This is a genomic window from Nonomuraea sp. NPDC050022 (assembly GCF_044460705.1).
Taxonomy (GTDB): domain Bacteria; phylum Actinomycetota; class Actinomycetes; order Streptosporangiales; family Streptosporangiaceae; genus Nonomuraea.
Genome location: NZ_JBITKE010000006.1, coordinates 23,209 through 42,394, shown reverse-complemented (window position 1 = coordinate 42,394; position 19,186 = coordinate 23,209). Strand labels below are relative to the sequence as shown.

Below are 19,186 nucleotides of genomic sequence, written 5' to 3'. Positions count from 1 at the left end.
GGCTGCATCCTCCTATATCGGCCTGTCCGGCTCCAAGCACGTCAGGACTTGGTCCATGGGGCGCAGCCGCCCGTCTGGAGCGCCTTGTCGGTGGCCAGGATCGTCACGGTGGCGGGACCCTTCGGCATGTCCGCCGCGATCACGTCGCCGAGCTGGGCGGACGTGCTCTTCATCCGGGCCCAGTAGCACGTGTCCGTGGCGGTCGCGGGACCCGTCGTACGGTAGGTGCCGGGCTGGATGTCCACGCCCACGATGAGCGTCCGCATGCCGCCGAGGGCGCCCGGCGGCCCCGCCGAGCCCACGGGAGCGGCCGCCCCCGTCGGCGCGGCCGTACCCAACGGCGCGGATGTCCCCGCCGGGGTGGAGGCGGCCGGACCGGACGTGGCGGTGCCGGGCGGGGCCACCGGAGCCGACGTGACCGCGCCCGCCGGGGCCGACGGATCCGACGTGGGGGCGCCCGCCGGAGCCGACGGGTCCGTCCCCTGGTCCGCGGGCGGGGTCGAGTCGCCGATCGTCATCGTCACCGGAGGCGTCTCCGCGGGCGCGGCCGTCGCCTCCCCCGAGTCGAGCCCGGTGAAGTATCCGAGCAGGAACCCGAGTAAGCAGGTCAGCCCGGAAACGAGCACGATGATGGTCGGACTGCTCGTCGCCCGGGGATATTCCGGAGACGGAGGGTATTCGGGAGGAGGCCCGTACATCACGGGGACAAGCGTCCCATCCGTGTCAACGGTGGAGGTAGTCGACCAGCGACGCCTTCTCCGTCTCCAGTTCCTCGATCGCGCTCTTGACCACGTCACCGATGCTCACGATGCCGACCAGCCGCCCGTCCTCGACGACGGGCATGTGCCGGAACCGGTGTGTGGTCATGGTCCTTCGCAGCTCGTCGACGTTGTCGTGCGGGCCGACCGTGCGTACTTCCGAAGTCATGATCGCGGAGACGGGCTGGTCGAGCACGGCCGCGCCGCGGTCGTGCAGGCGGCGGACCACGTCGCGCTCGGACACGATGCCCGTGATCGTCACGCCGTCGGCGGAGACCACGACGGCGCCGATGTTGTGCTCGGCGAGCTTGGTCAGGAGTTCGCGGACCGTGGCTTCCGGAGCCACGGTCATCACCGCGCTTCCCTTGCCGCGCAGGATTGTCCCGATGAGCATCTGAACCACCTCGGCTCTCAGTTACCCCGGGTGGCTCCGGCTAAGCGCTCCACCCGTGTGCCTCTCAGGCAAGCAAGCAGGTAGGGGCATCGTCAAGCGTTCCCGTAGGCTGCATGCCGTACATGGAGCTTGTGAAACAGGATGCGTGATGACAGAGCCGCTCAATACCGGCAGCCATGATCTGCCCGTCACCGCGGCGCTGACCGCGTTCATGCGGACGGGCTGGGCCGACACCCGGCGCACCGACGTGGCGGCGCTGCCGATCGCGCCCTGGGCGGCCAGGCGCCGCGCCGCGCTCGCCGCCCGCTTCCCCGGTGAGCGGCTCGTCGTGCCGTCGGGGACGCTGAAGGTGCGCAGCAACGACAGCGACTACCGCTTCCGGCCGCACAGCGCGTTCTCCTATCTGACGGGCGCGGGCGAGCCGGGCGACGTGCTGGTCATCGAGCCGTCGGGTGAGGCCACGCTGTACCTCAGGCCGCGCTCGCCGCGCGAGGACGGCGAGGAGTTCTACCGCGACCGGCGTTATGGGGAGTTCTGGGTGGGGCGGCGGCCCGACCTGGAGGAGGCGGCCGAGCTCTATCAGATCGGCTGCGCCCACATCCGCGAGCTGTCGCTGTCCGGGCCCGCCAGGGTGCTGGGCGGCGTGGACGCGGCGGTCGACGCGCTGCTGCCCGGCGACGCGGAGTTCGAGAGCTTCCTGTCGGAGATGCGGCTGATCAAGGACGCGTGGGAGATCGGCGAGCTGCAGTCGGCGGTCGACGCCACCGCGCGCGGCTTCGAAGACGTCGTACGCGCGCTGCCCGCCGCGCTCGGGCACCCTCGGGGCGAGCGCTATCTGGAGGGCGTGTTCGGGCTCCGTTCGCGCCTGGAGGGCAACGCGGCCGGCTATGACAGCATCGTGGCCTCGGGCGCGCACGCGTGCGTGCTGCACTGGATCCGCAACGACGGCCGCCTCGACCCGAACGAACTCCTGCTGCTGGACGCGGGTGTCGAGTCCGACACCCTCTACACGGCCGACATCACCCGCACGCTGCCGCTGTCCGGCCCTTTCAGTCCCGTGCAGCGGCAGGCGTACGAGCTGGTGTACGAGGCGCAGACGGCCGGGATCGCCGCGCTCAAGCCCGGTGCCCGCTTCCGCGACTTCCACCTGGCGGCGATGCGGGTCATCAGCGAGGGCCTGCACGACTGGGGCCTGCTGCGCGACTCGCCGGACGCGCTGATGGAGTCGGGCCTGTACCGCCGCTACACGCTCTGCAGCAGTGGCCACATGCTCGGTCTGGACGTGCACGACTGCGCCCGCGCGCGCTCGGAGGTCTACCTGGACGGCGTCCTGGAGGAGGGCCAGGTGCTCACCGTCGAGCCGGGCCTGTACCTGCAGCCCGACGATCTCACCCTGCCGGCGGAGTTCCGGGGGCTGGGCATCCGGATCGAGGACGACCTGGTGATCACCGCCGACGGCGCGCGCCTGATGTCGGCCGCCCTGCCGCGCCACCCCGCCGAGGTCGAATCCTGGATGGGCGACCTGCTGAGCTGAAACGGTTACGAGGCGATCACGTTTCGTAGCGGGCTGACAACCTGTGACCTGGGTCTCATACCTTTTCCTCAAATTCCAGCGAAAGCATCGACTTACTAGACGGACCGTCAGTAGGGTTACTGCTTCCGTAGTCGGCTGGTTCCACGAGGTGGTCAGTTGTCCGGATACGTTGGCCGCAAGGCTGTGTCCGTGCTCGGCCAGGTGGGTGACCTCTTCGTCATCGTCCTGGAGGGATTGCGCCGCAGCTGGGACGTCCGGAGCTGGTGGTGGGAGTTCGTCGACCAGTGCTGGTTCCTGGCCCGCGTGACCAGCGTGCCGGTGCTGCTCGTCTCCTTACCTCTCGGCGCCACTGTGGCGTTGCAGGTGGGTGACCTGGCATGGCAGCTCGGCGCGGCGTCCGCCACCGGCAGCGCCGTGTTCGTCGGGCTCATCCGGGAGGTCGCGCCGCTGGCCAGCGCCCTGCTGATCGCCGGGGCCGGCGGCAGCGCGATGACCTCCGACATCGGCGCGCGGCACATCCGCGACGAGCTGAGCGCGATGGAGGTGATGTCGGTCAATCCGATCCACCGCCTGGTGACGCCGCGCATGTGGGCGGCCAGCACGGTCGCGGTCTGCCTGTGCCCGCTGGTCATCCTGGCCGGGGCCAGCGGCGGCTACTTCTTCAACGTGGTCGTCCAGGGCGTGACCTCCGGCGCCTACTTCGACGGCGCGCTGTCGCTCGTGGTGGGCTCCGACCTGTACGTGACGCTGTTCAAGGCGTGGATCTTCGGCTTCATCGCCGCGGCCGTCGCCTGCTACAAGGGCATGACCTGCGCCACCAGCCCCGTCGGTGTGGGCCGGGCGGTCAACCAGTCGACGGTGGTCACGTTCATGCTGGTGTTCGCGTTCAACTACGTGATCTCCGCCGTCTACTTCCTCGCCTACCCGCCGAAGGCGCTGTGATGGTCTCACGTACGGCCGGCCTCAGGTTCGCCGTCAGCGGGCGCGAATGGGCCGAGCGGTTCGCGACCCTGGCCAACTGGCCGCTGTTCGTGTGGAAGGTGCTGTTCTACTCCGTCCGCGATGTGATCCTCCGGCTGAAGTACTTCAAGGTCGTCATCCGCCAGGTCAGCGACGTGGTCGTGGGCGTCGGCGCGACCGTCATCGGCGGCGGCATGATCTTCGTGGTGTTCACCATGGCCTTCGTCGTGGGCGCGACCGTGGGCCTGCAGGGCTACCAGGGGCTGCAGGCGATCGGCGCCGAGTCGTTCATGGGCCTGGTCGGCAGCTTCGCCAACGTACGCGAGATCACCCCGATCATCGCCGCGACCGCGCTGGCCGCGCAGGTCGGCTCGTCCTTCACCGCCGAACTGGGCGCGATGCGGATCTCCGAGGAGATCGACGCGCTGGAGGTGATGGGCATCAACGCCTTCACCTACCTGATCTGCACCCGGGTCGTGGCGGCGCTGCTGGCGCTGGTGCCGATCTATCTGATCGCGCTGTTCGCCAGTTTCTTCGCCACCCGGCTGATGAGCACGGTCCTGTTCGGGCTGGCGCCGGGCGTCTACGACTACTACTTCTACCTGTACCTGCCGGTCAGCGACATCGTGTTCAGCGTGACCAAGGTGGCGGTGTTCGCCTTCACGGTCGTCGTCATCCACTGCTACTACGGCTTCTACGCCACCGGCGGCCCGGTCGGCGTGGGCGTGGCGGCGGGCCGCGCGATCCGTCAGTCGATCGTCACGATCGTCCTGCTCAACCTGCTGCTGTCGTACCTGTTCTGGGGTAACGGCGGCAGCGTGAAGCTGACGGGGTGAATGAATGGGTCGCGACGAGTTCTCCCTGCCCGTCCGCGCGGGCATCGCGCTCGCGCTCATCGTGGTGCTCGCGGCGACGACGATCTTCATCGTACGGACCGCGTCGGAGATCAACGGCACCAGGATCGACGCCGTCTTCGCCCGGTCCGGTCAGGGCCTGGACACCCAGTCCCCCGTCAAGATCCGCGGCATCACGGTCGGCGACGTGACGAAGGTGTCCCTCGACGCCAAGGGCAAGGCCGTGGTGAGCATGGCCATCGAGCCCGGCGTCAGGCTGCCCAGCACCACTGTCGCGGCCATCGAGCCGTCGTCGGTGTTCGGGCCCAAGTTCGTCGACCTCAAGCTCGGCGCGGGCGAGACCACCGGCCCCTACCTGGCCGGCGGCGCGGTCATCACCCAGACCGAGCAGGCCCTCGACCTGTCCGACACGCTCGGCGCCGCCTACCGGGGCCTGAACGCCGTGGACCCGCGCGAGGTCACCGTCATCGTGCACACCCTGGCCCAGGGGCTCGACGGCGAAGGGAAGCGGCTGCGCGAGCTCATCGACGACGCGGGCACGGTCGTCGATGTCGCGCACCGGCAGCGCGCGCGGGCCAGGCAGTTCCTGCATGACACTGCCGGGCTGTCCACCGCGCTGTCCGACAAGGGCGACGAGCTGGTGGCGATCTCCTCCGACGTCAACGTCATCACCCCCGACCTGCTGGAACGGGCCGACAAGGTGCGGGTCCTGCTCCAGGAGGTCACCTCGGTCTCCGACCTGAGCGCGCACGGCCTGCGCAAGCACCGGCAGGACCTGCGGGCGGCCGTCCACTCGGGCGAGCGGGTGGCCTCGCTCATCTACGCCCAGCTCGGCCTGGCCGGTGACGGCGTACGCGGCCTGAACCGGCTGGTGGACCTGCTGAACAAGCTGATCGAGGCGCCGGGCCCCGGCGGCGCCCGCCAGTTGCAGGTGGAGGCGTTCGTCTCGACCGACATCTGCGAGCTCGTCGTCGGCTCCTGCGGACCCACCGACGGGAGGGACTGACGTGGCGCTGTCCAGGGAACGCGTGGCCCGCCGGTGGACGCTGCTGCGCGTGGTGCTGTTCGTCGGCTTGACGGTGGCGCTGATCGTGGTGATCACGGTGCAGATCGCCCGGGTCAGCACCGGCGGCGGATACCAATTAGTCGCGACATTTGATGATGTGTCCGGGCTGCGGGAGGGCGATCAGGTGAAGATCGCCGGGGCGCCCGTGGGACAGGTCGACACGATCAAGGTGGTGAACGGCCGGGCCGAGATCACCATGGAGGTCCAGGACGCCGTCAGGGTGCCGTCGGACACCGAGGCCGCGATCAGGTGGCGCAACGCGGTCGGCCAGCGGGTCGTCTACCTGCTCCCCGGCACCGCGCCGGGCCGGCTGGCCCCCGGCTCTCGGGTCGTCCGCACCTCGTCCGTGGTCGACATCGGCCAGCTGGTGAGCGACCTCGGCCCGCTGACCCGCAGCCTGGACCCCGACCAGATCAACCAGCTGCTCACCGCCGCCGCCAAATCCCTGAAGGGCAACGACAAGAACATCCCCCGGCTGCTCGACAACGTCAACGCCATCACCGGCACGATCAACGAGCGCAAGCAGACTATCCAGCGATTGCTCAAGGACTACGCCACCGTCACCGGCGTGGTCGCCCAGCGCGACAAGCAGATCGAGCAGCTCGTCGACAACCTGGTCACCCTCTCCGAGGCGTTCGCCGGCAACCGCAAGCTGATCGACGACGCGATCGTGCAACTCTCGACCACCGTCCATACCTCCGACCAGGTGCTCGGCAAGAACGCCGACGAGCTGGGCGCGCTGGTCGACAACCTCTCCGGGCTGACCGGCGGCATCAGGCGGCACGTGAACGAGATCGACAAGACGATCGGCACCTTCCAGCCGCTGCTGGCCCGCGCCTACTCCAGCGTCGATCGCGGCCACTACTTCATCACCGCGGTCCCGTGCCTGGCGCTGAGCGCCGCGCCCTGCCCGTACCCGATGAAGACGCCGCCCCCACTGCGCGGCAGCACGCGGATCCAGAGCTCGAAGGACCTGCAGAAGCTCATGGTCGGTGAGTGATGGCGCTCAAGTCCTTCCGCGACCGCAACAAGATCGTCGTCGGCCTGATCTCGCTGGCGGTGATCGGCACGATCCTGGTGGCCACCTTCCTCGTCGGCAGCCTCGGGCTGCTCGAAGGGGGCTACTACATGTCCGGCACGTTCGTGGACTCCGGCGGCCTGCGCACCGGCAACGATGTGCGGGTCGCGGGCGTGCGGGTCGGCAAGGTGACCGAGGTACGGCCCGACTACGGCCAGGGCAACGTGGTGGTCACCTGGAAGGTCGACACCGACGTACGGCTCGGCCGCGCCACCCGGGCCGACATCACGCTGTCCAACCTGCTCGGCGGCCGCTACGTCAAGCTGTCGGGCCCGGTCACCGCCCCGTACGTCGACCAGCTCCCCGAGGCGCAGCGCCGGATCCCGGTGACGCGGACGGGCGTCCCCACGCTGATCAACGATGCCATCAAGGACGCCACCCACCTGGTCCAGAAGCTCGACACCAAGGCCGTGGACGACCTGCTCACCCAACTGGGCAAGGTCGACATCAGCAAGCGCGGCCGGATCACCAAGCTGCTGAAGAACATCGGCGACCTGTCGGACACCATCAGCCAGAGCGAACCGCAGCTGCAGAAGCTCCTCGACAACGGCACCAAGATCATGAACGTGCTGGAGCGCAAGGACAAGCAGCTCGGCCGGCTCATCGACGCCATCGAGGTCATGCTGAACGAGCTGCGCTCGCGCCGCAACGAGCTGCGCGCGCTGCTCGGCGACGGCAGCGACCTCGTCCAGAGCACCACCCGGCTGATCAACGAGCACGAGAAGACGCTGGTCCAGGTCCTCGACGACACCGGCGCGATCACCACCAAGCTCAACAGCGGCAACAAGGAGTTCAACGCGCTCCTGGCGTGGGCCGGCCCGACGTTCTCCGGGCTGTCCACGATGGGCGGCCAAGGCCCGTGGCTCGAGGCCATAGCCACGGGCCTGGGCCCCATCGACCCGGAGGTGCTCGGCGCCATCGCCAAGGACAGGAAGAACGACCGATGACCCGTTTACTGGCGGCCCTGCTGGCCGGCACGCTGCTGGCGGCCAGTGGCGGGTGCACGCTGCTCGGCCCCGAGCCGTACCGGCTGACCGCGATCTTCAGCAAGGCGCCCTCCCTGTACGAGCAGGCGCGGGTGAAGGTGATGGGGCTCGACGCCGGATATGTGACGAGCATCCGGATCGACGGCGACAAGGTGCGCGTCGAGCTGTCGGTCGACCGGGAGGTGCCGCTGCCCGCGAACGTCAAGGCCGTGGTCGCGCCGCAGAACACCCTGGGCGAGCGCAACGTCGTCCTCTACCCGCCCTGGAAGCCCGGCGACCAGCGGATCGCCTCCGGCGCCACCATCCCGCTGGAGCGCACCGACCTGCCGGTGGAGATCGACGACGCGCTCGACGCGTTCACCAAGCTGACCGACGCGCTGGACTCCGACAAGCTGGGCGACGTCGCGGGCGACCTCGCCGACGGCGTCAGGGGCCGCGGCAAGACGGTCAACAACGCGCTCGCCGACACCGCGCGGCTCACCGACACGCTGGCCAAGCAGGACCAGCAGCTCATCGACCTGGCCAAGGGCCTGAACAAGCTGGCCACCAGCCTCAACAAGCGGCAGGGCCAGGTGACCGGCGCGATCGACTCCTTCGCCGAGGCCAGCGCCATCCTGGCCGAGGAGCGGCGGCGGCTGCGGACGTTCATCGCGGGGATGGCCGACTTCGTGCGCCGCGGCGACGTGATCATCGAAGCCTATTCAGAACGGCTCCCCCAGGCCGCCGGCACACTGGCCGAGCTGGTGCTGACCGTCCGGGCCAACAGCGCGTCGATGGCCCAGGCGATCAAGGGCGCGGCCGACTTCTCCGACATCCTGATCGACTCCTGGGACAAGAAGCAGCACGTACTGAAGATCCGCGTGGTGCTCAACGCGATGACCAGGGCCTGGCTGACCCCGCTGTTCGACGCCCTGAACCTCGGCAAGGTCCCGTGCCTGCCCGCCGGCCTCAGCAACTGCCCCTTCGAGAAGGGGAAGAAGAACCGATGAAGGCACGTGTCCTGTCCGGGCTGCTCGCGCTGGGCATCACCGCGTCCTGCTCGCTCCAGACACTCGGCGCCACCGGCGGCGATCTGACCATCAACGCCACCTTCGACGACGTCCAGAGCCTGGTCGCCGGGCACAGCGTGCAGATCTCCGACGTACGGGTGGGCACGGTGACCGGCATCCGGCTGCAGGGCTACCAGGCCAGGGTGACCATGTCGATCACGCCGGAGCACCCGGTGCCCGAAGGCAGCACCGCGACGGTGGCCAAGACCTCGGTCCTGGGCGAGAACTACGTCCAGCTCACGCCGCCCCCGGGCAAGGACCTGTCGAAGGGCCCCTACCTCAAGAGCGGCGCCACGATCACCGACACTTCGGTCGAACCGGACATCGAGCAGGTCACCGCGAAAGCCGGGCCGCTCATCGAGGCGCTCGGCACACAGGACGTCAACGCCATCCTCGACGCCGCCTCGACCGCGTTCGCCGGCAAGGGCGCCGACGTCAACAAGCTGATCAAGCAGACGGCCGAGGTGACCGACACCTACGCCGCCGCCCGCCAGGACATCGCCACCACCGTGGACGCCCTGGCCAAGCTGGGCGACCAGCTCGCCAAGGGCAGCAAGGAGCTGGACCGGCTGCCCGGCACGCTGGCGGCGGCCACGGCCCGCATCGCGCACGGCCGCAAGCACGTGAAGACGGCCATCATCGCGCTGACCGACCTGGCCAAGGAGGCCAACCTCACGGTCTACCCGCGGCACGCCGCCCGGCTGCGCACGCTGCTGCGCGAGCTCGACGCGATCACCTCCTCGATGCTGCGCGGCAAGGAGGACCTGAAGGCGCTGGTGGCCAAGCTGCAGGCGTTCATCGACACGCCGCCGATCACGGTCAACGGCCAGGTGCTGATCTACGTGTGGCTGAAGGGCCTGCTGACGCCGCGGCACAAGGGACTCCTGCCGAACGGCAAGACGGGCTTGCTGCCGAACGGCAAGACGGGTCTGCTGCCCAACCGGGTCGCGGACTTCCGCCTGCTCTGGGAGCCGCCGCGATGAGGAACCAGCTGCTCTGGGGGCCGTCGCGATGAGGAACCGCCGCATCTATCTGAACCTTGGCTTCTTCGTCGTCCTAGGCATCGTGATGACGATCTGGGCGTTCAGCACGATCATCAAGCTCGACGCGATCACCCAGCCCTACCGGGTGTCGGCGGAGTTCGTCTCCTCCCCCGGCCTGGTCCGCGGCTTCGACGTCGCCTACCTGGGTGTGCGGGTGGGGAAGGTCGGGGACGTACGGCTGGCGCCCGGCAAGATCGTCGTGGGTCTGGACATCGACAAGGAGGTCCGGCTGCCGAAGGCGGCCACGGCCGAGGTACGGCGCAAGTCCGCGGTCGGCGAGCCGTACGTGGAGCTGTCGCCGCCCGTGACCGGCGTGAACGGCCCGACGCTCGCGGCCGGCGACGTGATCCCGCTGTCCAAGACCACGGTGCCGCTGGACTACCGCAAGCTGTTCGAGGGCGTCGGTAAGCTGCTGTCCGCGGTGCCGCCCAAGGACGCCAAGACGATCACGCACGAGCTGGCGGTGGCGCTGGACGGCCGGTCGTCGTCGATCAGGGACATCATCGAGGACGCGCACGACCTGACCGGCACGCTGGCCGACAACTCCCAGGTGCTCGACGACCTGTCTGTGCAGCTCACCCAGCTCACCCACACCCTGGCGGGCAGGAAGGACAAGCTGGCTTCCGGCATCACGGACCTGAGCACGGTGACGGCCACGCTGCGCGACTCGCGCAGCGACCTCGACGCCTTCCTGGACCAGGGACCCGGCGTGTTCGGGCAGCTCGACCAGGCCATCAAGCGGGCCAGACCGGGCCTGTCGTGCCTGCTGACCGCGGCGGGCCTGCCGCACAAACCGGTGTTCTCCGCCGAGACCGAGCGGAACGTGCACCACCTGCTGAGCATCGTGCCGACCGCGCTGAGCCTGGCGGACGACATCAGTGTGAGGGAGGGGAACACGGTGTACGGCAAGGCGTCGTTCATCTTCAGCGTCCCAGGCGGGCCGCAACCGGCGGAGGAGTACGCGGGCCCGGTCGGCCCGCCCACCGTGCCCCGCCTGCGCGCCTGCCCCGACCGCGCGACGGACGAGCCGGTCCGTACGGAAGACGCCGCCGACCATCCCAGGAAAGACACCGAAGCAGAGCAGACCAGGCGGCCGGAAGCCCAGGCCAAGGCCACCGCACAGCCCGAGCGGACCCCGGAGGCGGCGGGCGCGAAGTCACCCGCCGCGGCTTCCGGGCCCGCGTCCCGTACCCCGGTGGACGCCGCTCCGCTGATCGTCGCGATCTTCCTCGCGGTGGCGGCGAGTGGTGGCATCTTGGGGTGGATCGCGGTGGGCCGGGCCGCCCGCCGCCGTGAGGAGAACCGATGACCACCAAGCAGGACCTCGCGGAGGACCAGCGGAGCGCCACGGAGGAGGCCACAGCGGCAGAATCACCGACCACCTCGAACGGGCCGCCTGGGGAGCCCTCGGCCAGCGCGGCCTCGGACACCGGCCCCTCGGACGGCGCCTCCTCTGACAGCGGCCCCTCGGACGGCGTCCCTTCCGACACCGGTGCCTCGGACGGCGGTGGGGTGGTCGCCGCTGGGCGGTCGGGGCTGGGGCGTGGCCGGATCCTGGTGGCGGTGGTGGCCCTGCTGGTGGCCGCGCTGGCCGCCACGGCGGCGCTGCAGTGGATCTCCGCGAGCCAGGCCCGCGACTCGCTGGCCCGGCTGGAGAGCGAGCGGGCCCTGCGACTGGAGGTCTCAGGCGCGGCGAGCTCGTTCGGCAAGGCGCTGCTCAGCTACGACTACCAGAACCTCCAGGCCACCCGCGCCACGCTGACAGCCCAGGCCACCGGCGACTTCCTGGCCACCTACGACGAGGCGTTCGGCGGCGCGATGGCCCAGGTCATCGTCAAGCTCAAGGCCGTCTCGCAGGCGAACGTCCGCGAGGTCTACCTCTCGGACGTCGACGAGGCCACCGCGCACGCCATCGTCGTGGTCGACCAGCAGGTGAACACCTCGGAGGCGATACGCTCGGTCAAGGACTCCCATCTGAAGATCAGCCTGGTCAAGGAGAAGGGCGTCTGGAAGGTCCACGACGTGACCGTGCTCGGCGCGGCCAAAGAGGACCAGTACAACCTGGACAGCGGCACCAAGAAAAAGGACTGACCGATCGGCCCCGTGGCGATGGGTGGGCGCCCCGACGAGGTGCTCGCCCCAGAAGACTGGCTGACCGACGTCGAGCGGGCGCGCGCCGCCAGGTTCGCGTTCGAGCCCGACCGCCGCTCGTTCACGGCGGCCCACCTGCTCGTACGCCTCTGCGCCGCGGCGGTGCTCGACACCGACCCGGCCGGGCTGACCCTGTTACAACACTGCGAGATACACGGCCCCGGCCACGGCCGCCCATACATCGAACAGGCCCCCTCCCTGGGCGTCAGCCTCAGCCACACGCGCGGCTACGTCTGCGCGGCGGCCGGTGCGGGCCGGGTGGGCATCGACGCCGAACGCGTGCCGCCGGGCCCGTTCGACCGGCTGCTCGCGGGCCGGGCGCTCACCGAGCGGGAACTGGCGGCGGTCAGCACCAACGAAGAGCTGATCAGGCGCTGGACCCGCAAGGAGGCCCTGATCAAGCGCGGCGAGCTGACCATCGACGGGCTGCGAGCCACCGACGCCGACGTGACGGGCCGCCACCTGCTCGAATGGACCGCCGAGGGCGACATCGTAGTGGCCGTCATCACAGATTCACCAGCCGAGCAGCTGCCTCTGGTCGGATAAAATGGAGGCATGTTCTACAGCAAGTCAGTCGAGGAGCGAATCGCCGATCGGATGGCCAAGCGCAAGCCGCTCGAAGAGGGCAAGACCTTCGAGCACGGGCCGGCCAAGTTCGTGTTCGTCTCGCTGATCGTCGCCGTCGTGCTCATGCACGTCGTCGGCCTCGCCGTGGTCATGGCCCTGGACTAACGACGCCGAGTGGGAGTCGGATCCAGGAACACCTGGGAGATGCCGGGATAGCGATCCCGCAGCCGGCGCTCCAGCTCGTCGCAGGCGATCTCCACCCCCGCGGCCGTCGCGTCGTCCCGGAAGTCGATCTTCGCGGCCACCAGGAAGCGGCCCGGGCCCAGCATCATGGTGAGCAGCTCGACCACGCTCTCCACCTCGGGCTGCCCCGCCAGCACCGCGCGGATCTCCTCCTCGACCGGGCCCGGAGCGGACTGGCCGATCAGCAGCGACACGTTCGACCGGATCAGCGTGAGCGCGGCCACCAGCAGGAGCACCCCGATCGCGATCGACGCCGCGCCGTCCCACACGGGCGAGCCGGTCACCTGGTAGCCGAGCAGACCCAGCGCCGCGATCACCAGCCCGATCAGCGCGGCCGCGTCCTCGTACACGACGGCCTTCAGCGCGGTGTCCGAGGTGATCGAGACCAGCCGGAACGGGCTGACGTCATGCCTGCGGGCCTCCCTGCGCAGTTGCGCGAGCGCGTTGAGGAAGGACACGCCCTCGATCGCGAAGGAGAGGGCCAGCACGATGTACGACGGGATGAGGTTGCCGAGCCGCTCGCCGTGGCTGATCTCGTGCACGCCATGGGTGATGGAGAACCCCGCGCCACCGACCAGGGTCGCGACCGCCGCCATCATCGCCCAGAAGAAGCCCGCCTTGCCGTGCCCGAAGGGGTGGCGCGAATCGGCGGGCCGCTGGCCCCGGCGTACGGAGACCAGGAGCAGGAGCTCCGTCACCGTGTCCGCGGCCGAGTGGGCCGCCTCCGACAGCATCGCCGCCGAACCGCCGATCAGGCCCGCGATCAGCTTGGCCACCGCGATGGCCAGGTTCGCACCGCCCGCGACCAGGACGGTGCCCAGACTCTCACCCGAGTTGTCCGCCACGACGGGTCACTCTATGACGCGCGTTACCCCTGGCGGCATGGTGGGCCGCGTCCGGCGGCGTGGCGGGGCCTCGTCCGGCGGTCCGCCATAGAGCCTGCGGCGTTCCACGGACTGCGAGGTCACACGGACTGCGAGGCCGGCGCCTATGTGCGCTAGATTGGAGATCTTGACCTCCTCCCTCGCCTGAAGACGGGGGTATCCACGCTCGAGGAGTCTCGATGAGCGCGCCTCGCTGGCTCTCCCCCGCCGAGCAGCGTGCCTGGCGTACCCACCTGGCGCTGCACAAGCTGCTCATGCATCGGCTCGACCGCGAGCTGCAGGAGCACGCCCTGTCGGTGAACGACTACGAGATCCTGGTCAATCTCTCGGAGAGTCCCGACCACCGGATGCGGATGAGCGACCTGGCCGACGCGACCATCCAGTCGCGCAGCCGGCTGTCGCACCAGATCTCCCGTATGGAGGCCAAGGGACTGGTCGTCAGGGAGGACTGCCACGACGACCGGCGGGGCACGTTCGCGGTGCTGACGAGCGAGGGCTGGGCCACGATCGAGCGGGTCGCGCCTGATCACGTGACCAGTGTCCGGGAGCACTTCGTCGACCGGCTCACCGACGACCAGCTGGACGCGCTGGTGGCCGCCTACGAGCCGATCGTCGAGCACCTGAAGAAGCTACGCTGAACGGCCACGCCGACACCTAACCGATATGCCCGACGGCGCACGATCGTTCCGGGCGCTCGCTACGATCCGCTCATGCTTCGAAAGCTGCTGTTCGTCGTCGTCTTCGCGCTGGTGTCCGCCTGCTCATCGGGCGGCGGCGGAAGCGAGCTGCCCGCCGGGCCCGACCTGCTGAAGAAGTCCACCGAGGCCATGAAGGTGGTCAAGTCGGCCACCTTCTCCATCGCCACGGACGGCAAGCCCAAGGTGCCGGTGAAGAAGGCCGACGGCAGGCTGACGGCCGCCGGTGACGCCGACGGCACGATCACCATCGAGGTGCTGGGCAGCCTCCAGGAGATCACCTTCGCCCTGGTCGGCGACACCGTGCACTTCAAGGGCCCGACCGGCGGTTTCCAGAAGATGACCAGGAAGGACCTGGCGCAGCTCTACGACCCGTCGAAGATCCTCGACCCGGCCAAGGGCCTCGCGCAGCTGCTCAGCACGGCCACCGACCCGCGTGTGGAGGCCGAGGAGAGCGGCGCCTACCGGGTGGCCACCGCGTTCTCCGGTCAGGTCCTCGGCACGCTCATCCCCGGCGTCACGCAGGGCGTCAACGGCAAGCTCTGGGTGGACAAGGCCACCAGCCGGCTCACCAAGCTCGAACTGCCGCTGCAGGACGGCACGGTGACCGTGTCGCTCAGCGACTTCGACGCGCCGGTGACCATCACGCCACCCGCCGCCGGATGAGGCGCGCCCGCCGGGTCGCGCTCGGCGTCGGCGGCGCGGTGGTGCTGCTGGCCGCCCTCGACGCGTACGTGGTCGTGACCGTCCTGCTCGACATCGCCACCGACGTGGGCATCCCCACCAACCGCCTGGAGCGGGCGACACCGGTGGTAACCGGATTCCTGCTCGGCTACATCGCCGCGATGCCGCTGCTCGGCCAGCTCTCCGACCGGTACGGCCGGCGGCCCCTCATCCACGCCTGCCTGGCGGCGTTCGCGCTCGGCTCGGTGCTGACCGCGCTGGCGTCCGGAGAGGTGATGGTGGTGGCGGGCCGGACGATCCAGGGGATCGCGGGAGGCGCGCTGCTGCCGATCACGATGGCGCTCATCGGCGACCTGTGGCACGAGCACGAGCGGCCGGTGGCACTCGGCGCGGTCGGCGCGGCGCAGGAGCTGGGCAGCGCGCTCGGTCCGCTGTACGGCGGGGTGCTGGCGCTGCTCCCGAGCACCACGGTGTTCGGGATCGAGCTGGGCGGCTGGCACGCCATCTTCTGGATCAACCTGCCACTGGCGGCACTGGCCGCCGTGGCGGTCCACCTGACCGTCCCCTCACCACAGGCTCAACGGGCCCTTTCCGGCCCCGCTCCCATGGGTCAGACCCCGCCCGGCCCTCTGAAGCAGACTCCGTCCGACCTTTTGGAGCAGACCCGGTCCGAACACCCGGAGCAGCCGTCTTCCGGGCCTTCGGGTGGGGCGTCCGCCAAGCTTTCGGATCATGGGTCCTCCGGGCTGCCGGGGCAGGCGTCGGCCGGGCGTGTGGACGGGGTCGGCGGCGCGTTACTGGCATTGAGCCTCGCCCTCCTGGTCGTGGGCCTGTACAACCCCGATCCCGCCACGACCGTGCTGCCGCCCTGGGGCCTGCCGGTGATCGCGGCCGGGGTCGTGGCCGGGGCGGCGTTCGTCTGGTGGGAGATCAGGTCGAAGGTCCGGCTGCTCGACCTGACGGGCACCCGCAAGGGACCGCTGCTGGCCACGCTGGGCGTGAGCTTCCTGACCGGGGCCGCGCTGCTGATCACCATGGTGTTCGTCCAGTTCACGGCACAGACGCTGCTCGACCTGGAGACGTTGGACGCGGCGCTCGTGCTGGCCAGGTTCCTGATCGCGCTCCCGGTGGGCGCGCTGCTGGGCGGTCTGCTGGCCCGCCGGCTCGGCGACCGCGTGGTGGCGGTGGCGGGCCTGATCGTGGCCTCGGCCGGGTACGGCGTGATGAGCCGCTGGCCGCTCGACCTGGCGAACGCCGCCCTGATGGTGGACCTCTCCCTGGTCGTGGCCGGACTGGGGCTGGGGCTGGTCATCGCCCCCGTGTCGGCCGCGGTGCTCCGGGTGACACCCGCCACGCAGCACGGGGTGGCCTCGGCGGCGTTGGTGGTGGCCAGGATGATGGGCATGCTGATCGGCATCGCGGGGGTGTCGGCGTGGGGGTTCCACCGGTTCCAGTCGCTGACTGCGGGCCTGGACACGCCGCTGCCGGTGGGGGTGGAACCTGCGGTGTACGCGAAGCAGCTGAGCGAGTACCTCGCGAAGGTGGACGCCGCGCTACATCTGGAATACACGGAGATGTTCTTCGTCACGGCGCTGATCTGCCTTTTGGGCGCGGCGGTCGCCGCCTTCCTGCCCCGCACTCGGTGAAGTCCGTCCTGGCCCCGCTCCTGAGGAGGCCGTTCCAGCCCTGCGCCCGGTACGTCCTTCTTGTCCCGCGCTTCCGCTGAATCCTTCGTGTCCCAAGCCGGCCCCGAAGACCCACCCGTCCTTCGGGGCTGACCATGGGGAGGCCGACCATTCCGTATGGACGCCATGGCCGGCCATACGGAAGCCATGGCCGACCATGCGCACGTCACGGCGCCCGGCCCCGCCCACCGGAGGAGCGTGCCCCTGGACGGGGCCCGGCCACGTATGGCGGGTGGGGCTCACCGGGCTTGCCGTAAAATATGGCGCTTTTCTACGGAGAGAGCCGAGGGCGGTCTACGGAGAGAGGCGATTCAGGTCGCGGGGGAACAACGTGGCCTGGCGGATGTTCGCGGCGCCGACCAGGCGCGCGGTCCAGCGCTCGAGCCCCAGCGCGAACCCCCCGTGCGGCGGCATGCCATGCGCGAACGCCTGCAAATACCCCTCATACGGCCCGACATCCTCACCACGCGCGGCGAGCGCGTCGAGGTAGTCCTGGTGCCTGTGCAGCCGCTGCCCGCCCGTCACCAGCTCCAACCCCCGGAAAAGCAGGTCGAACCCGTTCGAATACCCCTCACGCAGCGGGTCCGGATGGGTGTAGAACGGCCGCTTGGCCATCGGATACCCCGTGACGAACAGGAACTCCGACCCGTGCTCCCGCACCGCCCACTCCGACAACCACCGCTCCTGGTTCGGTGACAGGTCCGGCTCGAACTCGTCCGTGAACCGCTGCGCCTCGGTGAAGTGGATCGCCGGGATCTCGGCGGGCACCTCCGGCAACGTCACGTCGAGCAGGTCGACCGCCGGCTGCCCCCGTACCGCCTCCACCATGCCCGCCACCGCCTCGCGCAGCACCGCCATCACGTCGCGGTGGTCGCGCACGAAGCCCAGCTCGGCGTCCAGGCTGGTGTACTGGGCCAGGTGGCGGACCGTGTCGTGCGGCTCGGCCCGGAAGACCGGCCCCACCTCGTAGACCCGCTCGAACACACCGACCATTGCCTGCTTGTAGAACTGCGGCGACTGCGCCAGGTAGGCGGGGCGGCCGAAGTAGTCGATGCCGAAGACGTTCGCGCCCGATTCGGTGGCCGAGGCGACGATCTTGGGCGTGTGGATCTCGGTGAACCCCAGCCGGTCCAGCGCCCGGCGGAACCCGGCCACACTCGCCGCCGAGATCTCCAGCGGCGCCCTGAGCCGCGGATGGCGCAGCGCGACCGGTGCGTGGTCGAGGATCGTGGGCAGCGCGGCGGGCACGACCGGCCGGTAGAGGTCGAACGGCGGCGCCTCGGTGGGCTCGGCCAGTACCTCGATCTCCGGCTCGGTGAGCTCGGCGCCGCCCGGCGCCTGCGGGTTCACGGTCACGACGCCCGTCACCCGGACGACCGTCTCCTCCCCCGGAACCGCACCGGGCTCCTCACCCGGGACCACGCCGGGCGTCACCACCTGGGCAAGCCCGCTGCGGTCCCTGACGACCAGGAAGGACACGGATTTCAGCCGCCGGCGGCGATGTACCCAACCGGCGATCGTCACTCGTTGTCCGGCGTGCTCAGCGAGCTCCGCCGACAGGACACGAGAGATCATCACAGCTCCTCACGAGTTGCATGATCCCTTGGGAGTGCGGGGGAGAAGGGAACTCCCGGTGCCACCGCACTTTCGCCGCCCACGAAAGGGCGGCCTCCACGACCCGATGACGGGGGTCAGACCGGCGGGGCATTTCCTCCCCGCACTCGGGAGTGTCTTCGCCGAAGGGGCGCGAGGCCGCCTTCACAGCTACCGGCGGCTCTCTCAGCCCGCGCGGGCCTTCGGTTACTCGTCTCCGTCTACGTGTTGCCGGAGAGCGTAGTCATCGCCGGCGGACGTCGGCAACCTGATGAGAACCCGTCCGCACAGGCACGCCTACATCCAGAACGCCCAATAGTGTTTGGTCGCGTCAAGCAGTACGGCGGCTGCGGCTCCGAGAATGACGCCGTACAGCATGTAGCGACGTTGAGTACCTTGGCCTCGCTTCTCGACACGTTGAGCCACGGCGTCGACCTGCCTGGCGAGGAGGACGTCGAAGGCATCGGCCTCTTCTTTACGTCGCGCCGCGATTTCACGGCTCGAATCGGCTTCACGCCTGTTGGTTTCCGCTTCGGCCGCAAGTCTTCGGGCAACGGCCGCACGAGCTTTCATCGCGGCCTCAAGTTCAGCCAGTTCGTCGAAGGTGCCTTCCAAGCGGCAGGCCAGATCCGCGAACTGGATCTCGAGACTTTCGTCGGCATCGCCCAGAGCGCGACCATGCCGCGGATTCAATCGCGTAATGAGGCTCTCGAGGTCTGCGAACTGCTGGTCTGAACGAAACCGATCTCGAAGTACTGCGGTCCCGATGAGGGCAAGAAGGACAAGCGTGACACTCTGGATGAGCCCGTCCGTCGTCCCCGAAGGGAGCACCTCCTCGGGGAGTACGCCGATGACTCCAACGACGAGGGCGAGGGCCAGCGCGATCACTCCATCTGCGTTGCGTGCCAGCCAGGCGACGAACCGACGTAGTGCGTAAGAGGCCATCCTCGCTCCGCCATTCC

20 protein-coding genes are annotated in these 19,186 nt (G+C 69.6%); 15 read left to right on the top strand and 5 right to left on the bottom strand.

Annotation, left to right across the window (positions count from 1 at the left end):
• Nucleotides 1-41 precede the first annotated feature (41 nt).
• A complete protein-coding gene (locus tag ACIBO2_RS25995) occupies nt 42-626 on the bottom strand; it encodes a hypothetical protein (protein WP_397299974.1) in 585 nt (194 codons plus the stop codon).
• 97 nt (nt 627-723) lie between these two features.
• Nucleotides 724-1,152, bottom strand: a complete 429-nt coding sequence (locus tag ACIBO2_RS25990; protein WP_357639239.1) for a CBS domain-containing protein — start codon at nt 1,150-1,152, stop codon at nt 724-726.
• A 148-nt stretch (nt 1,153-1,300) separates the two neighbouring features.
• Between ACIBO2_RS25990 and ACIBO2_RS25985 the strand changes: the two genes are divergently transcribed.
• From ACIBO2_RS25985 to ACIBO2_RS25930, 12 genes are all read left to right on the top strand, one after another.
• Complete coding sequence (locus tag ACIBO2_RS25985) at nt 1,301-2,686, top strand: aminopeptidase P family protein (RefSeq protein ID WP_397299971.1); 1,386 nt, start codon at nt 1,301-1,303, stop codon at nt 2,684-2,686.
• Nucleotides 2,687-2,842: 156 nt separating this feature from the next.
• Nucleotides 2,843-3,628, top strand: a complete 786-nt coding sequence (locus tag ACIBO2_RS25980; protein ID WP_263655046.1) for an ABC transporter permease — start codon at nt 2,843-2,845, stop codon at nt 3,626-3,628.
• Entirely contained in the window at nt 3,628-4,482 is an 855-nt protein-coding gene (locus ACIBO2_RS25975; RefSeq protein ID WP_358555587.1) for an ABC transporter permease, read from the top strand. The genes ACIBO2_RS25980 and ACIBO2_RS25975 overlap by 1 nt, the downstream gene beginning before the upstream one ends.
• A gap of 4 nt (nt 4,483-4,486) precedes the next feature.
• A complete protein-coding gene (locus ACIBO2_RS25970; RefSeq protein WP_358555590.1) occupies nt 4,487-5,506 on the top strand; it encodes an MlaD family protein in 1,020 nt (339 codons plus the stop codon).
• Between the two features lies 1 nt (nt 5,507).
• The gene (locus ACIBO2_RS25965) at nt 5,508-6,566 is read left to right on the top strand and encodes an MlaD family protein (RefSeq protein WP_358555593.1); all 1,059 of its coding nucleotides are present in this window, start codon (nt 5,508-5,510) and stop codon (nt 6,564-6,566) included.
• Entirely contained in the window at nt 6,566-7,591 is a 1,026-nt protein-coding gene (locus ACIBO2_RS25960; RefSeq protein ID WP_358555666.1) for an MlaD family protein, read from the top strand. The genes ACIBO2_RS25965 and ACIBO2_RS25960 overlap by 1 nt, the downstream gene beginning before the upstream one ends.
• Nucleotides 7,588-8,619 (top strand): MCE family protein, encoded by a 1,032-nt coding sequence (locus ACIBO2_RS25955; RefSeq protein ID WP_358555596.1) that lies wholly within the window; start codon nt 7,588-7,590, stop codon nt 8,617-8,619. The genes ACIBO2_RS25960 and ACIBO2_RS25955 overlap by 4 nt, the downstream gene beginning before the upstream one ends.
• Nucleotides 8,616-9,662: an MlaD family protein gene (locus ACIBO2_RS25950; protein WP_358555599.1), complete on the top strand. Its 1,047-nt coding sequence runs from the start codon at nt 8,616-8,618 to the stop codon at nt 9,660-9,662. Before ACIBO2_RS25955 ends, ACIBO2_RS25950 begins: the two co-directional genes overlap by 4 nt.
• Nucleotides 9,663-9,690: 28 nt before the next feature.
• Nucleotides 9,691-11,031, top strand: coding sequence for an MlaD family protein (locus ACIBO2_RS25945; protein ID WP_397299965.1), 1,341 nt, complete (start codon nt 9,691-9,693; stop codon nt 11,029-11,031).
• Nucleotides 11,028-11,813 (top strand): hypothetical protein, encoded by a 786-nt coding sequence (locus tag ACIBO2_RS25940; protein ID WP_397299962.1) that lies wholly within the window; start codon nt 11,028-11,030, stop codon nt 11,811-11,813. The genes ACIBO2_RS25945 and ACIBO2_RS25940 overlap by 4 nt, the downstream gene beginning before the upstream one ends.
• Nucleotides 11,814-11,831: 18 nt before the next feature.
• Nucleotides 11,832-12,419, top strand: coding sequence for a 4'-phosphopantetheinyl transferase superfamily protein (locus ACIBO2_RS25935; protein WP_358555669.1), 588 nt, complete (start codon nt 11,832-11,834; stop codon nt 12,417-12,419).
• Between the two features lie 9 nt (nt 12,420-12,428).
• A complete protein-coding gene (locus ACIBO2_RS25930) occupies nt 12,429-12,605 on the top strand; it encodes a hypothetical protein (protein ID WP_225291654.1) in 177 nt (58 codons plus the stop codon).
• Here the strand turns inward: ACIBO2_RS25930 and ACIBO2_RS25925 are convergent.
• Nucleotides 12,602-13,528 carry a cation diffusion facilitator family transporter gene (locus ACIBO2_RS25925; RefSeq protein WP_397299959.1) on the bottom strand — a complete coding sequence of 309 codons (927 nt, stop codon included), beginning with the start codon at nt 13,526-13,528 and terminating at the stop codon, nt 12,602-12,604. The genes ACIBO2_RS25930 and ACIBO2_RS25925 overlap by 4 nt on opposite strands.
• Before the next feature lie 218 nt (nt 13,529-13,746).
• On the opposite strand from ACIBO2_RS25925, the gene ACIBO2_RS25920 reads away from it, so the two are divergent.
• From ACIBO2_RS25920 to ACIBO2_RS25910, 3 genes are all read left to right on the top strand, one after another.
• Nucleotides 13,747-14,205 carry a MarR family transcriptional regulator gene (locus ACIBO2_RS25920; RefSeq protein ID WP_357639270.1) on the top strand — a complete coding sequence of 153 codons (459 nt, stop codon included), beginning with the start codon at nt 13,747-13,749 and terminating at the stop codon, nt 14,203-14,205.
• 72 nt (nt 14,206-14,277) lie between these two features.
• Nucleotides 14,278-14,928, top strand: coding sequence for an LppX_LprAFG lipoprotein (locus ACIBO2_RS25915; RefSeq protein ID WP_358555610.1), 651 nt, complete (start codon nt 14,278-14,280; stop codon nt 14,926-14,928).
• A complete protein-coding gene (locus ACIBO2_RS25910; RefSeq protein WP_358555613.1) occupies nt 14,925-16,592 on the top strand; it encodes an MFS transporter in 1,668 nt (555 codons plus the stop codon). The genes ACIBO2_RS25915 and ACIBO2_RS25910 overlap by 4 nt, the downstream gene beginning before the upstream one ends.
• A gap of 333 nt (nt 16,593-16,925) precedes the next feature.
• On the opposite strand, the gene aspS is transcribed toward ACIBO2_RS25910, so the two are convergent.
• A complete protein-coding gene (gene aspS, locus ACIBO2_RS25905) occupies nt 16,926-18,206 on the bottom strand; it encodes an aspartate--tRNA(Asn) ligase (protein WP_397299954.1) in 1,281 nt (426 codons plus the stop codon).
• Nucleotides 18,207-18,521: 315 nt separating this feature from the next.
• Nucleotides 18,522-19,169 (bottom strand): hypothetical protein, encoded by a 648-nt coding sequence (locus ACIBO2_RS25900; RefSeq protein ID WP_397299951.1) that lies wholly within the window; start codon nt 19,167-19,169, stop codon nt 18,522-18,524.
• Nucleotides 19,170-19,186 lie beyond the last annotated feature (17 nt).

What these genes read in the sequence shown, in the direction of transcription:
- ACIBO2_RS25960 (WP_358555666.1), top strand. Translation starts at nt 6,566, where the DNA reads ATGGCGCTCAAGTCCTTCCGCGACCGCAACAAGATCGTCGTCGGCCTG.
- ACIBO2_RS25955 (WP_358555596.1), top strand. Translation starts at nt 7,588, where the DNA reads ATGACCCGTTTACTGGCGGCCCTGCTGGCCGGCACGCTGCTGGCGGCC.
- ACIBO2_RS25975 (WP_358555587.1), top strand. Translation starts at nt 3,628, where the DNA reads ATGGTCTCACGTACGGCCGGCCTCAGGTTCGCCGTCAGCGGGCGCGAA.
- ACIBO2_RS25935 (WP_358555669.1), top strand. Translation starts at nt 11,832, where the DNA reads ATGGGTGGGCGCCCCGACGAGGTGCTCGCCCCAGAAGACTGGCTGACC.
- ACIBO2_RS25985 (WP_397299971.1), top strand. Translation starts at nt 1,301, where the DNA reads ATGACAGAGCCGCTCAATACCGGCAGCCATGATCTGCCCGTCACCGCG.
- aspS (WP_397299954.1), bottom strand. Translation starts at nt 18,206, where the DNA reads ATGATCTCTCGTGTCCTGTCGGCGGAGCTCGCTGAGCACGCCGGACAA.
- ACIBO2_RS25920 (WP_357639270.1), top strand. Translation starts at nt 13,747, where the DNA reads ATGAGCGCGCCTCGCTGGCTCTCCCCCGCCGAGCAGCGTGCCTGGCGT.
- ACIBO2_RS25900 (WP_397299951.1), bottom strand. Translation starts at nt 19,169, where the DNA reads ATGGCCTCTTACGCACTACGTCGGTTCGTCGCCTGGCTGGCACGCAAC.
- ACIBO2_RS25940 (WP_397299962.1), top strand. Translation starts at nt 11,028, where the DNA reads ATGACCACCAAGCAGGACCTCGCGGAGGACCAGCGGAGCGCCACGGAG.
- ACIBO2_RS25990 (WP_357639239.1), bottom strand. Translation starts at nt 1,152, where the DNA reads ATGCTCATCGGGACAATCCTGCGCGGCAAGGGAAGCGCGGTGATGACC.
- ACIBO2_RS25910 (WP_358555613.1), top strand. Translation starts at nt 14,925, where the DNA reads ATGAGGCGCGCCCGCCGGGTCGCGCTCGGCGTCGGCGGCGCGGTGGTG.
- ACIBO2_RS25915 (WP_358555610.1), top strand. Translation starts at nt 14,278, where the DNA reads ATGCTTCGAAAGCTGCTGTTCGTCGTCGTCTTCGCGCTGGTGTCCGCC.
- ACIBO2_RS25930 (WP_225291654.1), top strand. Translation starts at nt 12,429, where the DNA reads ATGTTCTACAGCAAGTCAGTCGAGGAGCGAATCGCCGATCGGATGGCC.
- ACIBO2_RS25945 (WP_397299965.1), top strand. Translation starts at nt 9,691, where the DNA reads ATGAGGAACCGCCGCATCTATCTGAACCTTGGCTTCTTCGTCGTCCTA.
- ACIBO2_RS25970 (WP_358555590.1), top strand. Translation starts at nt 4,487, where the DNA reads ATGGGTCGCGACGAGTTCTCCCTGCCCGTCCGCGCGGGCATCGCGCTC.
- ACIBO2_RS25950 (WP_358555599.1), top strand. Translation starts at nt 8,616, where the DNA reads ATGAAGGCACGTGTCCTGTCCGGGCTGCTCGCGCTGGGCATCACCGCG.